General features: G+C 70.1%; 13 protein-coding genes. 6 read left to right on the top strand and 7 right to left on the bottom strand.

The window, feature by feature from the left end; all coding sequences use genetic code 11:
- Positions 1-13 precede the first annotated feature (13 nt).
- The 5 genes from E4191_RS21975 to E4191_RS21955 all read left to right on the top strand — a co-directional run bounded on the left by E4191_RS21975 (position 14) and on the right by E4191_RS21955 (position 5252).
- Complete coding sequence (locus E4191_RS21975; protein ID WP_407947100.1) at positions 14-967, top strand: ABC transporter substrate-binding protein; 954 nt, start codon at positions 14-16, stop codon at positions 965-967.
- Between the two features lie 128 nt (positions 968-1095).
- Positions 1096-2034, top strand: a complete 939-nt coding sequence (locus E4191_RS21970) for a hydroxypyruvate isomerase family protein (RefSeq protein ID WP_139616445.1) — start codon at positions 1096-1098, stop codon at positions 2032-2034.
- Between the two features lie 40 nt (positions 2035-2074).
- Positions 2075-3763 (top strand): GMC oxidoreductase, encoded by a 1689-nt coding sequence (locus tag E4191_RS21965; protein ID WP_139616444.1) that lies wholly within the window; start codon positions 2075-2077, stop codon positions 3761-3763.
- Positions 3763-4401 carry a gluconate 2-dehydrogenase subunit 3 family protein gene (locus E4191_RS21960; protein WP_139616443.1) on the top strand — a complete coding sequence of 213 codons (639 nt, stop codon included), beginning with the start codon at positions 3763-3765 and terminating at the stop codon, positions 4399-4401. The genes E4191_RS21965 and E4191_RS21960 overlap by 1 nt, the downstream gene beginning before the upstream one ends.
- 74 nt (positions 4402-4475) lie before the next feature.
- Positions 4476-5252, top strand: a complete 777-nt coding sequence (locus tag E4191_RS21955) for a 3-keto-disaccharide hydrolase (protein ID WP_139616442.1) — start codon at positions 4476-4478, stop codon at positions 5250-5252.
- Between the two features lie 81 nt (positions 5253-5333).
- Here the strand turns inward: E4191_RS21955 and E4191_RS21950 are convergent, their stop codons facing one another.
- Positions 5334-6194, bottom strand: a complete 861-nt coding sequence (locus tag E4191_RS21950) for a sugar phosphate isomerase/epimerase family protein (RefSeq protein WP_139616441.1) — start codon at positions 6192-6194, stop codon at positions 5334-5336.
- A 137-nt stretch (positions 6195-6331) separates the two neighbouring features.
- The gene (locus E4191_RS21945; protein WP_139616440.1) at positions 6332-7576 is read right to left on the bottom strand and encodes a glycosyltransferase; all 1245 of its coding nucleotides are present in this window, start codon (positions 7574-7576) and stop codon (positions 6332-6334) included.
- A 304-nt stretch (positions 7577-7880) separates the two neighbouring features.
- On the opposite strand from E4191_RS21945, the gene E4191_RS21940 reads away from it, so the two are divergent.
- Complete coding sequence (locus tag E4191_RS21940) at positions 7881-9905, top strand: prolyl oligopeptidase family serine peptidase (protein WP_139616439.1); 2025 nt, start codon at positions 7881-7883, stop codon at positions 9903-9905.
- Positions 9906-10157: 252 nt separating this feature from the next.
- Here E4191_RS21940 and E4191_RS21935 read toward each other — a convergent pair whose 3' ends face one another.
- The 5 genes from E4191_RS21935 to E4191_RS21910 are packed head-to-tail and all read right to left on the bottom strand — an operon-like array spanning position 10158 to position 13752.
- Positions 10158-10799, bottom strand: coding sequence for an NrsF family protein (locus E4191_RS21935; RefSeq protein ID WP_139616438.1), 642 nt, complete (start codon positions 10797-10799; stop codon positions 10158-10160).
- Complete coding sequence (locus E4191_RS21930) at positions 10796-11434, bottom strand: sigma-70 family RNA polymerase sigma factor (protein ID WP_228461903.1); 639 nt, start codon at positions 11432-11434, stop codon at positions 10796-10798. The genes E4191_RS21935 and E4191_RS21930 overlap by 4 nt, the downstream gene beginning before the upstream one ends.
- Positions 11431-11841 carry a thioredoxin family protein gene (locus E4191_RS21925; RefSeq protein ID WP_139616437.1) on the bottom strand — a complete coding sequence of 137 codons (411 nt, stop codon included), beginning with the start codon at positions 11839-11841 and terminating at the stop codon, positions 11431-11433. The genes E4191_RS21930 and E4191_RS21925 overlap by 4 nt, the downstream gene beginning before the upstream one ends.
- Before the next feature lie 16 nt (positions 11842-11857).
- Positions 11858-13024, bottom strand: a complete 1167-nt coding sequence (locus tag E4191_RS24410) for a DoxX family membrane protein (protein ID WP_228461902.1) — start codon at positions 13022-13024, stop codon at positions 11858-11860.
- Positions 13018-13752, bottom strand: a complete 735-nt coding sequence (locus tag E4191_RS21910; protein ID WP_176562852.1) for an HvfC/BufC N-terminal domain-containing protein — start codon at positions 13750-13752, stop codon at positions 13018-13020. The genes E4191_RS24410 and E4191_RS21910 overlap by 7 nt, the downstream gene beginning before the upstream one ends.
- Positions 13753-13755: the final 3 nt, after the last annotated feature.

Genomic DNA, 13755 nt, shown 5'->3' with positions numbered 1-13755 from the left:
AGGAGAACCACCAATGAAAGCCACTTTGCCAATAAAGGCCACCCTGGTCGCCACCACCGCCCTTCTGGGCCTGACCGCCGTCCCGGCGCTGTCCCAGACCGTCGGCATCTCGATCCCCGCCGCCACGCATGGCTGGGCCGGCGCGCTGAACTTCCATGCCGAGCGCACCGTCGCCCGCCTGGCCGAGGCGAACCCCGACATGGAGTTCGTGCTGACCACCACCTCGGATCCCGGCCAGCAGGTCTCGGACCTCGAGGACATGGTCGCCACCCGCGGCATCGACGCGCTGGTCGTGCTGCCCTTCGAATCCGAGCCGCTGACCGGCCCGATCGCGCGCATCGCCGACAGCGGGGTCTGGGTCACGGTCGTCGATCGCGGCCTGGCGCAGGAGGGGATCGAGGACCTCTATGTCGCGGGCGACAACGACAGCTTCGGGCGCACCGCCGGCCAGTACTTCGCCCAGACCCTGGACGAGGGCGCGCAGGTCGTGGTGATGCGCGGCATCGCCTCGACCGTCGACAACGAGCGCGTGGCGGGCTTCGAGGCCGCGCTGGAGGGATCGGGCGTCGAGGTCGCCGCCATGGATCACGGCAACTGGAACCGCGACACCGCCTTCAACCTGATGCAGGACTGGCTGTCGCGCTTCCCCGAGATCGACGCGGTCTGGGCGGCCGACGACGACATGGCCGTGGGCGCGCTCGCCGCCATCGACCAGGCCGGCCGCACCGGCGAGATGTTCGTCGTCGGCGGCGCCGGCATGAAGGAGATGGTCGACCGCATCCGAAACAGCGATCCCACCGTGCCGGTGAACGTCACCTATCCCCCCTCGATGATCTCCACCGCCATCGAGATGACCGTCCTCGGCCTCACCGCAGGCGCCCCCATGAGCGGAGACTTCATCATCGCATCCGAACTCATCACACCCGATAACGCCGAAAACTTCTACTTCGAAGACAGCCCGTACTAAGGGGATAAGAGGCGCGGGGAAGGACGCCCCCCGCGCGCGATACCACCCGGCCCGGAGGAGGGTCGGCCCGTCCCGCGCCGCAATCGATGTCACCTGTCGCGCGGGATCTTGAGACAAGGGAGGATACCATGACCGATTTGTCGGAACGTCGTTTCACGGGCCTGTCGCGCCGTGCGCTGTTCTATGGCGCGGGTGGGCTGGCCGTGGCCGGCACCGGGCTGGCGGGCGCCGCCATGGCGCAGGACGGGGCGCAGGACGCGGCACAGGACGGGCAGGCCCCCGCCGCCACCGGGCTGCGCGGCAACATCAACCATTCCGTCGCGCGCTGGACCTTCGGCGACATGGATCTGGCCGATCTCTGCGTGCTGGGCCGGTCGGTCGGGCTGCGGGCCATCGACCTCTGCGGTCCCGACGACTGGCCAACCTTGCGCGAACACGGGATGGACAGCTCGATGTGCAACGGGGCCGAGATCAGCCTGGAGGATGGCTGGGCGGACCCCGCCAACCACGCGACGCTGATCGAGAACTATACCCGCCACATCGCGCTGGTGGCCGAGGCGGGCTACACGAACCTGATCTGCTTCAGCGGCAACCGGCGCGGCATGTCCGACGAGGAGGGGCTGGCCAACTGCGCCGAGGGCCTGTCCCGGATCCTGCCCCTTGCGGCGGAGGCGGGCGTGGTCCTGCAGATGGAACTGCTGAACAGCCGCGTGAATCACCCCGATTACCTTTGCGACCGCAGCGCATGGGGGGTGGCGCTGTGCGAGCGTCTGGACAGCGCGAACTTCCGGCTGCTCTACGACATCTATCACATGCAGATCATGGAGGGCGACGTGATCCGCACGATCACCGAGCACAACCAATGGTTCGGCCATTACCACACCGCCGGGAATCCCGGCCGGAACGAACCGGACGACAGCCAGGAACTGAACTATCCGGCGATCTGCCGTGCGATCCGCGACACCGGCCATCAGGGCTGGCTGGCGCAGGAATTCGTGCCACGCGATCCCAGCCCGGACGCCGCCGCGCAATCGCTGCGCGACGCGGTCCTGACCTGCGACGTCTGAAACACGCCCCCAGCAAGACACCTGAGAAAAGGAACGCCAGATGGCAGAGAACATGCATTACGACGCGATCGTCGTCGGATCCGGGATCAGCGGCGGTTGGGCCGCCAAGGAGCTGACCGAGCGGGGCCTGAAGGTCCTGATGCTGGAACGCGGCCGCAACATCGAACATCTGACCGACTACGTCCATGCCGAGAACGAGGCCTGGAACTATCCCCATCGCGGCACCGCGACCGTCGAGATGAAGGACAACTATCCGGTCCTGTCGCGCGACTATCCGCTGAACGAACAGACCTTCGGCATGTGGGCCAACGAGCAGGAGAACCCCTATACCGAGGCCAAGCGCTTCGACTGGTTCCGGGGCTATCATGTCGGCGGACGGTCCCTGATGTGGGGACGCCAGACCTATCGCCTGTCCGACACCGACTTCGGCGCCAACGAGCGCGAGGGGATCGCGACAGACTGGCCGATCCGCTATGCCGACATCGCGCCGTGGTACGACCATGTGGAACGCTTCGCGGGCATCTCGGGCACGAACGAGGGCTTGGACATCCTGCCCGACGGGCAGTTCCTGCCGCCCATTCCGCTGAACATCGTGGAAAAGGACGTGGCCGCGCGCCTGCGCAACGCCTTCGGCGGCAAGCGCTATCTGATCAACAGCCGCGTCGCCAACATCACCGAGGCGCTGCCCGAACAGAACCGCGTGGCCTGCCAGTACCGCAACAAGTGCTGGCTGGGCTGCCCCTATGGCGCCTATTTCAGCACGCAGTCGGCGACCCTGCCCGCGGCCATCGCCACCGGCAACCTGACGCTGCGCCCCTTCTCGATCGTCAAGGAGGTCCTGTACGACAAGGACACCAAGCGCGCGACCGGCGTCGAGATCATCGATGCCGAGACGAACATGACCTATGAATACACCGCCAACGTGGTGTTCCTGAACGCGTCGAGCTTCAATTCCACCTGGGTGCTGATGAACTCGGCCACCGACGTGTGGGAAGGCGGTCTGGGCTCGTCTTCGGGCGAACTGGGTCACAACGTCATGGACCACCATTTCCGCGTCGGCGCCGAGGGCCGCGTCGAGGGCTATGACGACAAGTACTATTTCGGGCGCCGCCCGGCGGGCTTCTACATCCCGCGCTTCCGCAACACGGAGGGCGAGGAGCGGCCCTATACGCGCGGCTTCGGCTATCAGGGATCGGCCAGCCGCCAGGGATGGCGCCGCGACATCGCCGAATTGAACATCGGCAGCGACATGAAAGAGGCTTTGTCCAAGCCCGGCGAATGGACCATCGGCATGACGGGTTTTGGCGAGATGCTGCCCTATCATGACAATTTCATCGCGCTGGACCGTGGCACGACCGACAAATGGGGCCTGCCGGTCCTGTCGATTAGCGTGGACCTGCGCGAGAACGAGATGCGCATGCGCGAGGACATGAAGCAGGACGCAGTCGACATCTTCGAGGCCGCGGGCGTCGTCGATGTGAAAGCCACCGAAAGCGACTATGCCCCCGGCATGGGCATCCACGAGATGGGCACGGCGCGGATGGGCCGCGACCCCGCGACCTCGGTCCTGAACGGCAACAACCAGGTCTGGGACGCGCCCAACGTCTATGTGACGGACGGGGCCTGCATGACCTCGGGGGCCTGCGTGAACCCCTCGCTGACCTACATGGCGCTGACCGCGCGGGCGGCGGAACATGCCGTCGCCGCCCTCAAGAACGGAGACCTGTGATGAACCGCCGCCAGCTTCTGACGATGATCGCCGCCGTCACCGGCACGGCCATGATGGGCGGGCATCGCGCCATGGCCTATCTGCCGACCGAGACGGGGACGAACATCTTCACCCCCGAGGATGCCGCCTTCCTGGACGAGGTGGCCGAGACCCTGATCCCCGCCACCGACACGCCCGGCGCCAAGGAGGCGGGCGTCGGTGCCTTCATGACGCAATATGTCAGCGACTGCTTCGACGCCGAGGAGCAGGCCGTCTTCCGCGAGGGGATGGAGGCGCTGCAGGCCGATGCGCGGGATCGCTTCGGCAAGCCCTTCGCCGACCTGACCGGGGATGAACGCCAGCAGATGCTGCAGGCCGCGCATGAGGCCGCCGCCGCGCAGGCGGGCCTCGTGGCGGAACATGAAGAGCGGCGCGAACAGTCGCTGGACGTGCAGCCCTCGGCCGACACGGCCGCGGACGAGCTGCCCGCCGATCCCGACGCCCCGCAGCTGCACTGGTTCACGCCGATCCAGCAGCTGGTGCTGTTCGGCTTCTTCACCTCCGAGGTCGGCGCCACGCAGGTGCTGCGCTACGAGCCGGTGCCGGGCGAATACAACGGCGATCTGGACTATGACGGCGGCCCGGCCTGGGCCACCTGAGATCCCCCGGCCCCCGGCCCCCGGTCCAGACCGGGCCGGGGGCCTTCTCATATTTTGCACAAGGCTGATCCGTCATGACCCTGACTTCCAAAAGACTGACCCCCCTGCTGGCCGCCGGCTTGGTGCTGGCCGCCCCCGCCTTCGCGCAGGACGCCGCCCCCGAGCCCACGCAGGAGGAACGCCAGGCCCAGTCCCGCGTGACCGAGGTCCAAGGCCCCGAGCCGCGCCTGGTCCAGACCCCCGAGGGCCAGCCCCCCTCGGACGCGACCGTCCTCTTCGATGGCAGCAGTCTGGAGGGCTGGGAATCCGTCGATGGCGGCGCGGCGGCGTGGACCATCGAGGACGGCGCCCTGCATGTCGGGCGCGGCAGCGGCGACATCCGCACGACCGAGAGCTTCTGCGACGTGCAGCTGCATGTCGAATGGCGCTCGCCCCCCAATGACGAGGGCCATGACAGCCAGGATCGCGGCAACAGCGGCGTCTTCCTGCAGGAACGCTACGAAGTTCAGGTCCTGGACAGCCATGAGAACCCGACCTACGCGAACGGGCAGGCGGGCTCGATCTACAAGCAGCACCTGCCGCTGGTGAACGCCTCGCGCGCGCCGGGCGAATGGCAGAGCTATGACATCATCTTCCAAGCGCCGATCTTTGCCGAGGATGGCGCGCTGCGCCGCCCCGCGCATCTGACGGTCCTGCACAATGGCGTCGTGGTGCAGAACCATGCGCAGCTGCAGGGCGCGACGGAATGGATCGGCTATCCCAGCTACGAGGCGCATGACTGCGCGCCCATCCGGCTGCAGGATCACGATGCCGATGTCAGCTTCCGCAACATCTGGGTCCGCCCGATGTAAGGCTCGGCCCGTCACCCGCGCATGAAAAAAGGGCCGCGACAATCGTCGCGGCCCCAGTCACCTGTCCGGCAGGGAGGAGAATCAGCGCGTTGCGCTGTCCGGCAGGTTTTCGGTGAGGAAAGTGGCGCCGGTCATCACGACCTCGGCCGCGTCGATGGGCTGGTCATGCTCGATGATGTACCACTGCGCCCCGGCCTCTTCGGCGGCGGGCAGGATCGCGTCCCAATCCAGCGTGCCCTCGCCAAGCGCCTTGAAGCCGCGCTCGTCGGGGGCCTCTCCCTCGGGGGCGTTGTCCTTGGCATGGATCGCAAAGACGCGACCGTCGAAGCGGCCGAGATACTCGACCGGGTCCAGCCCGCCGCGCGCGACCCAGGCCAGATCCAGCTCGGCCATCACGTCCTCGCCGCCGGCCTCCATCATGATCTCCAGCGCGGTGCGGCCGTCGAACTCGACCATCTCGAAATCGTGGTTGTGATAGGCCAGGGTCATGTCCTCGGCCTGCAGGGTCGCGCTGAAGCCCGCCAGCTCCTCGCCAAGCGCGGTCCAGCCTGCGGCATCGGTCGGACGCGCCTCCTCGGCCAGATAGGGGACGGTGATCACATCGTTGCCGATTGCCTTGTTGAAGTCGATGACCGCCTGCGCATCGGCGCGCAGATCGTCCAGCTGGGCATGGGTCGAGATCGCCTCGACGCCGTATTCGGCCATCAGCGCGGACAGATCCTCGGCGGTGCTGTCCTGCATGCCGACCGTCTCGACGGCGGTGACGCCCGCGGCCTGCACGGCGGCGAACTGCTCGTCCAGCGTGCCGTGGTCGCGCAAGGTGTACATCTGCACGGCGATGGGCAGGTCGGCGGCGGTGCGGGCATCCTGGGCGAAGGCGCCCGAGGCCGTCATCGTCACGGCCACCAGACCGCCCAGAACGGCGGGGGTTGCGAAAGTCATGGAAAGATCCTCCTCGGTCAGCGCCCCGCTCCACCGGGGGCCTGAGAGGGAATGTAATGGGTTTCATCGGGCATGAAAAGGATTACATCACCGGGCCTGCGGTTTTCAGCCGCACACCAGCGGTCGGCGCGATGGGGTCAGCGGGCGCCCAGATGGTCGCGGATGACCTGGCTGCGCTGCTGGAAGACAGCCGTGTCGGTGAAGGGGGCGCCATCCGCTGCCGCGCTCAGGATCAGCTGCGCCAGCTGCGTGCGGTTCGCGTCCAGTTGGGCGATCTGGTCCGCCAGCGCCGCCGTGTCGCCGCGCGGGACCAGCGCGCCGCCGCCATGCCCGGCGATCAGGTCGGTCGAATAGGCGCTGGCATAGCCCGCCAGCGGACAGCCCGAGGCCAGCGCCTCGATCAGGCAGCGCGGCGATTCGGGCGTCAGGTGGCAGAAGAGGAACAGATGCGCGTCGCGCAGCTCCTCCAGCACGGCGGCCCGGTCCACCAGAAAGCCCGGCATCTCGACCCGCGACGCCAGCCCCGAGGCCTCCAGCCGTGCCAGCATCGCGGGGCGGTCGGTGCCGTCCCCCAGCCAGCGAGCGCGGAAATCGATGCCCTTCTGCGCCAGCCGTTCCAGCACCTCGATCCAGTCGAAGGGGCCCTTCATCGGATCGGCCCGGCCCGCATAGACCAGCTGCAGCGGACCGGTCAGCGCCTCGGCCGCCTTGGCCGCCAGGCGGTCCGCTTCGATATGGTCCTCGGCCGAGATATGGACGTCGTGGACGATCTCGGCCGGGCCGCGCGCATAGGGGGCATAGGCCTCGAACGTCTCGCGCCCGTGAAAGAGGCCAAGTGCGGCGCGGCGCACGATGGCGCGTTCCAGCATCGCCATGGGCCGGTGGGTCAGGCGCGCGCGCAGGTTGGCCCGCCAGTGCCCGGTCCCGATCTCCTGCCGCACGACCTGCGATTCGACGCGGTCGGTCCAGGCGGCGAAGGGGCGGCCCATCCGGTGCGCGGTCAGGCAGGCCACCGCGCCCCAGTCCCCGAACAGCCCGCCGATCGCGAAGCTCAGCCATTGCGCCTCGGCGATCAGGGCCCGGATGCGGCGCTGCGTGGCGGGCAGGTGGCGCAGGAACTGGTCGGGCCGGAAGGCCATCGGCAGGGCCTCGAAGACGACCCTGTCCAGCCGGGGATCGTCCGGCAGGACCGGCACCCATCCCGGCGGGGGCGGGCCCGGATCCAGCGGCATCATGACGATGACGCGGGCAAAGTTGCGCGTCCACAGCTGCAGACCGTTCAGGGCCTGGGATTCGACGAAGAACCCACCCTGAGCGTCCTGATGCAGCGGGACGGGCGCATAGAGCAGAAGCGTGTCGTTCAAGGCCAGATCCCACGTCATCGGTAAACTTGTACGTTCAGGCAATATGTCAAAATATCCCGCAAGGCTATGTATCCATAAGACTATGATGTCCGCGCCGCTGTGACCATAAGCCGCGCCGAGGCCTGTTCGGCAGGCGGGCCTGATGTGTCAGACTGCGCCGCGCGCCGGGCTTGTCCGCGTATCCGGTCGGCTGACAGGTGCCGTTTCCGGGGCAGGGCGGGTTGGGTCGGCTTTCTGGCCGGACCGGGCCGAAAATTCCGGCTAGGAAATTCCTCCCCCGCGCGCCATCCTTCCCTTCATCCGCCAGCCAAGGAGGCCCGTCATGCCCGACGATCTGGACCTGGACGATCCCGAGGCCCCCCGCTCGACGGCGCTGGTCGCGCAGGGCAATGCCGAGGTCGCCCGGCGCCTGCATGACGAGGTCTTCGAGGCCGACCGGCAGCGCCTGCGCGCCATCCTCGAGGAGGATGACAAGCTGTTCCTCTGCGGCAAGGGCGGCGGCCATCTGTACGACTTCCACCAGAACGCAGAGCATCCGCGCGGCCTGTGGCGGCGCATTCCCGACGATCTGACGCCGGCGCCCGATGCGCCTTGGCAGACGGTCTTCGACCTCGATGCCTATTGCCGCGAGACGGGGCAAGAATGGGCCTGGCGCGGCCCGGTCGGCCGCCCGGACCGGGGCCGGGCGATGATGATGCTGTCGCTGGACGGGTCCGACATGCTGGTCGGGCGCGAATTCGACCTTACCGCGCGGGATTTCGTCCCGGGCGGGTTCGAGACGCCGCTGGCCCGGCAGTGGGTCGCCTGGCAGGGTCCCGACCGGCTGCTGGTCTTCGCCGCCACCCATCCCCGGCACGCGACCCGGTCGGGGTGGCCGCGCACCGTGCGCGCCTGGACGCGCGGCACCGCGCTGGACGATGCGCCGGTGATCTTCGAGGCGGGGCCGGACGATGTCCAGGCCATGGCCTCCCATCTTCCGGGCGAGGGCGAGGGTGACGGCACGCTGCTGCTGTCGACCCATCACACGATCCATTCTAGCACCCTGGCCGTCGAGAAGAACGGCCGGCGGGTCGTCCTGGACCTGCCGCGTCTGGCCCCTAAGTTCGCCAACGACCGCTTCGTCGTGTGGGAGCCGCAGGAGGATGGCGACCACCCCGCCGGCGCCACCGTCCTGCGCCGTTTCGACGGCCCGCCGCTGGAGCGGGTGATCTTCGTGCCGGGTCCGCGCAGCGGGACGAACCAGCTGCTGATGACGCGCGACTGGCTGGTGATGACCGGGCATGACGACCTGCGGCCCTGGCTGCGGGTCCTGGATCTGCGCCAGCCCGAAGGCCCGCTGCGCGACCTGCCGCTGCCGGCCGAGGCGTCGACCGTCTGGATCCTCTGGCACGCAATCGAGCCGGATGCCGAGGGCGCGCGCGACATGCGCCTGAACATCTGGGCCGAGGGGCAGCTGCTGCCGCCAAGCCTGTACCGGATCGACCTGGACACCCTGGCCAAGGCGCCGCAGCCCCATCTGGTCGCATCCTCCAAGCCGTCCTTCGACGCCTCGGGCATGCAGGCGCATCTGCTGCAGGCACGATCCGGGGACGGCACGCAGGTGCCCTATCATCTGGCCCTGCCGAAAGCTGTGGCGCAGGGGGCCGTCCCGGTCGTGGTGCAGGCCTATGGCGGCTACGGCATGCCTATGCCCGCCCCCTATCTGAAGTTCGACGGCCCGGCGCTGCTGGACCGGGGCATCGGCGTGGCGGTCGCCCATCTGCGCGGGGGCGGAGAGTTCGGGCCCTCGTGGCACCGGCAGGCCATGGGGCCGAAGCGCCCGACCTCCTTCGACGATTGCGTGGCCGTGGCCCGGGATCTGGTGGCGCGGGGCATCGCGCCGCCGGGCGGGGTGGGCTTCGTCGGCGGATCGAACGGCGGGCTGCTGGCGGCGGTGATGGCAACGCGCAACCCGGCGGACTGGGGGGCGATCAAGGCCGATGTGCCGGTCACCGACATGCTGCGCTTTCACCTCTATCCCGCCGGGGCGGCCTGGATCGAGGAATACGGCGATCCGGACATTCCCGAGGATGCCGCCTACCTTCGCGCCTATTCGCCCCTGCATCAGGTCCGGCCCCGAGCCGAGGTCGCCTATCCGCCGATCCTGATCGACGCCCCCGCACATGACGACCGGGTCGATCCCGCCCATGCCCGCCGCTTCGCGCTCAAGCTGCAGGAGGCGGGGCAGGACGTGATGCTGCGCACCAGCGAGACTGGCGGCCATGGCGGCGGCGAGACCAGCGACCGCGCCGCGACCGACATCGCGCTGACGGCGGCGTTCTTCCGCCGGACGCTGGCCGGGGCCTGAGCGGTCGGTTCGCAGGGGGGGGCGTGGCGCGATACCCGCGACGGGGTCGGGATCGACCGTGCGCGGGGGCAGGATCATCTGCCGGGCCGGATCGGATCAGACAAGTCAGGTGTCGCGGTCGCGCCCGTCATGATCGTCCCGGCCACTAAGGGCGCCCGCTTTCCGACCTGCCAGCGCGGGGGGATCGAGATGTTTTACCTGTGGAAGGAGTGTCCGGCTGTCGCCACGGGGAACAGCACCCCGCCGGCCCGTCTACCAGCGCAGCAGCCGCCGTCCGGCCAAAGCGCCTGCCGTCGTGCAGATCAGGATCGCCAGCCCGTACCAAGTGGTGAAGAACAGCGGCGAATCCTCGTTGCAATGCAGGGCGTAGCCCGCCGTCACCCCGGCCGAGGCGGCAAGCCCGATCAGTCCTCCGGTCAGGGCCGGGCGCAGGGCGGCGCCGCGGCGGAATAGGGTCAGGCCCAAGGCGATGGCCGGGCTGGACAGGGCGGTGATCGACAGCAGGCAGGCGGCGGCGCTGTGCCCCAGGATGCCGGGGGCGATCAGCCCCGGGGGGGTCTGGACGAGGCGGGCGAGGAACAGGCCCGCGGCCACCAGCGCCGGAAGCGCCAGCACCCAGAGCGGCAGGCGCGCGCCCGGCCGGGCCGATCGCAGCGCCAGCCACAGCGCAGGCACCGACAGCGCGACGGGCAGGACCAGTTTCGCCAGGACCTGGGGGTCGGCCAGGGCGGGCAGAAGGTCGGCGCGGGGACCGACCAGCAGCAGGAACAGGCCCACGGTGGCGGCGGCCGCGCCCAGCAGCGTGCCCGTGGCCCCGCGCGCGGACAGCCGCGCCGGGGGCGGGGCGGTGGCCAGGCGGTGGATCAGATCCTCGGTCGTGGGTCGGTTCGTCATTTCATCCTCTCTGCCAGCTCGGACAGACGTTTCATGGCCCGGTGCAGGGCGACGCGGGCCGCGCCCGCCGTCAGGCCCATCCCCTGCGCGGCCTCCTCGGTGCTGTGCCCCTCCAGCCGGACCGCGCGTACCAAGGCGGCCGAGCGGGCGTCGATCATCCCCAGCATCCGGTCGGCATCATGCGCGGCCAGGGGTGCGGGATCGGCCTCCGAGGCCAGGATCTCGGCCACGTCCTCGATCGGCAGATGCACCCGGCGACCGCGCCGCCGGAAGGCATCGACGACCTTGTGGCGCGCCACCGCGTAAAGCCATGGGCGGACGGGGCTGCCCGGCGCCCAGCTTTGCCGCTTGAGATGGATGGCCAGCAGCACCTCCTGCAGGATGTCCTCGTGCAGGTCGGGCGGCAGGCCCCGCCCGCGGGCGCGGATCAGGCAGCGCAGGGGCGGTGTCACCTTGGTGAGAAGCCGCAGGAAGGCGGCCGCGTCGCCGGAATTGGCCCGTGCCAGCAGCAGGTCCCAGTCAGTCTGGCCGTCCAGGGCTGCCTCCTCTGGCGGATGCGCGCGCCCGTGCAGTGTAACCCGGCCTGCCGCAGCCGGGCAATGCCAGCGCTGCGCCAGATCCGGGCTTTGGGTCATGCCCGCGCGGCGTGCAGCGCGCGGTCCAGAAGCGCGGCGATGTCGTCCGGGGCCGTGCCGGCGACGATGCGGCCCAGCTCCTGCCGGCCCTTCAGCGCCACCAGGGTCGAGCGGCGGGGAATGGCCAGCGCGCGCGACAGCGGACCGCGCCCGTGCTGGTCCCAATCGACGGTGATGAAGCGCAGATGCGCCTCGTAATCCGGGTTCCCGGCCTTCAGCGCGGCCAGGACGCGCTGCTGGGCGGCGCAGGTGCTGCACCAGTCGGTCCAGAAATCCAGCACGACGGTCTCGCCCGCCTCCAGGGCGGCCTCGGCCAAGCCCGGCGTGTAGAAGACCCGATCCGAGGCCCGGGCCGCGGGGGCCAGGGTCAGGGCGGCGGCAGAGATCAGAAGGGTGCGACGGTTCATGATGTCCTCGTGAGGGTCAGAAGGTGACGGAAAGGTCGATCAGCCAGGCGGGCAGGCGGTCGATCAGCAGGGCCTCGGCCCGGTGGTGAAGGCCGGTGGCCAGCGCCGCGCCCACGGCGACGAAGGCCAGGCCCAGGGCGGGGCGGGCGCGGGCGGACAGGCGGGCCATCCGGCCCGCATGGCGGCGCAGCCGGCCGCGCAGGCCATAGGCCCCCGCCAGGATCAGGGTCGAGACGCCGAGCGCGAAGGCCGCCATGATCGCGCCCGCGCGCAGCAGGTCCCGGCCCGCGCTGGCCAGCGCGATGGCGGCGCCCAGGGTGGGGCCGATGCAGGGGCTCCAGACCGCGCCCAGAAGCGCGCCGCCCGCGAATTCCTGCCGCAGCCCCCGGCCTTGGCCCCGGCCCCGGCCCCGGCCCTGCGGCATCTGCGCATTGGCGGCGACCGCCAGCCCCACCGTGGCGGTGGCAAAGCCGCGCCCCAGGGCTGGGGTCAGCATCACCAGGCCGAAGCCGATCATCACCAGCGCCGCGACCCGCGCCACATCCTCGGGATACAGCCCGATGGCCGGGCCGAGCGCGGCGATGCCCAGGCCCAGGGTCACGAAGGACGCCGACAGGCCCGCCGCCAGCGCCAGTGGCCCGCGCGGGTCGGCGCCCAGGCTGGCGGTCAGCACGATGGGCAGCACCGGCAGGACGCAGGGATTGATCAGCGTCAGAAGCCCGGCCAGATAGGCGAGGATCAGGTCCATCTCAGCCCGCCCCCCGTGCGCGGTCCAGCCGCAGCAGGTGATCCAGCGAGATCCGCCCCGGCCCCCCGCCGCGACCGCCAGCGCCGCCGCCGCCCACAGCCCATGCGTGATCCATGCGCCGGGATAGACGAAGATCTGGATCACCGCCGTCATCGCCAGCATCCCCAAGGCCGAGATCCGCGTCAGCAGGCCCAGGATCATCAGTGCCGGCAGCGCGTGCTCGGCCAGCGTGGCCAGCACTGCCGCCACGTTGGGCGGGATCAGCGGCAGGGCGTATTCGTGTTCGAAGAGAAACCATGTCGCCTCCCGGATGCTCAGCCCGTCGACCTTGGTGCGCCCCGATTGCCAGAAGACCAGCGCCGGAAAGACCCGCAGCATCAGCGCCACCAGGTCGGCGGGGATGCGGGCGGGCAGGGCGTTGAAGCGGCTCAGCACGGGCTCACCCCCTCGACGATCGTGCCCGCGCGCATCAGCCGGACCAGGCGCGGGCCGGGATCGTGGCCGGGCTGGACCTGCTGCGCCGCAAGGGCCGCCTCGGCCAGCGGGGCGCCGCCGGCCAGCGCCTCGATCAGGACGGCATCGGCGGGGGGGATCGCCTCGACCGGCACGTCGAAGCCGGGGTCGCGCAGGATCAGCGCGATCTCGGGCAGTGCGGGCAGGGGGTGGTCCGGGGCGCCCGGCTGATGGCGGCGCCAGATCGACACGGCGGGGTGATCCAGCCGCAGCACCGCCAGCGACGGATGCAGATGCAGGCACAGGCGCGCGGGATCGGTTCCCGCCAGCGCCGCCGGGTCCAGGGACCGCGCATCGGCGGCGTGGAAGGCCCGGCCCCGCGCGACCTCGATCCGCGCGACATCGGCCATCCACGGCCACGGCGCCAGCGGCGGAAAGCCTGCCAGGAAGCCTGCGAAGCCCGTGCCCCATTCCGCCAGCACCGGCGTCCGGGGCGGATCGGCCACCAGGTATTCCCGGGCCAGCGCGCGAAAGAAATCCTCGCCCACCAGCCGCAGGATCACCGGAAAGCGCCGGGCCAGGGCCTGCGACAGGCTGACGGCCACGTTGTTGCGATAGACGTCGAAGCGGCGCGCGGCGTCAGTCGGGTCGGTCGCGGTCACGCCGGGCGGCAGGGCGCCGCCGCGCAGGGCGGCCCGAAAGCGGGCCATGAC

Origin of the sequence: Paracoccus liaowanqingii (assembly GCF_004683865.2) — a bacterium.
Taxonomy (GTDB): domain Bacteria; phylum Pseudomonadota; class Alphaproteobacteria; order Rhodobacterales; family Rhodobacteraceae; genus Paracoccus; species Paracoccus liaowanqingii.
This window is presented reverse-complemented; position numbering and strand designations above follow the sequence as displayed.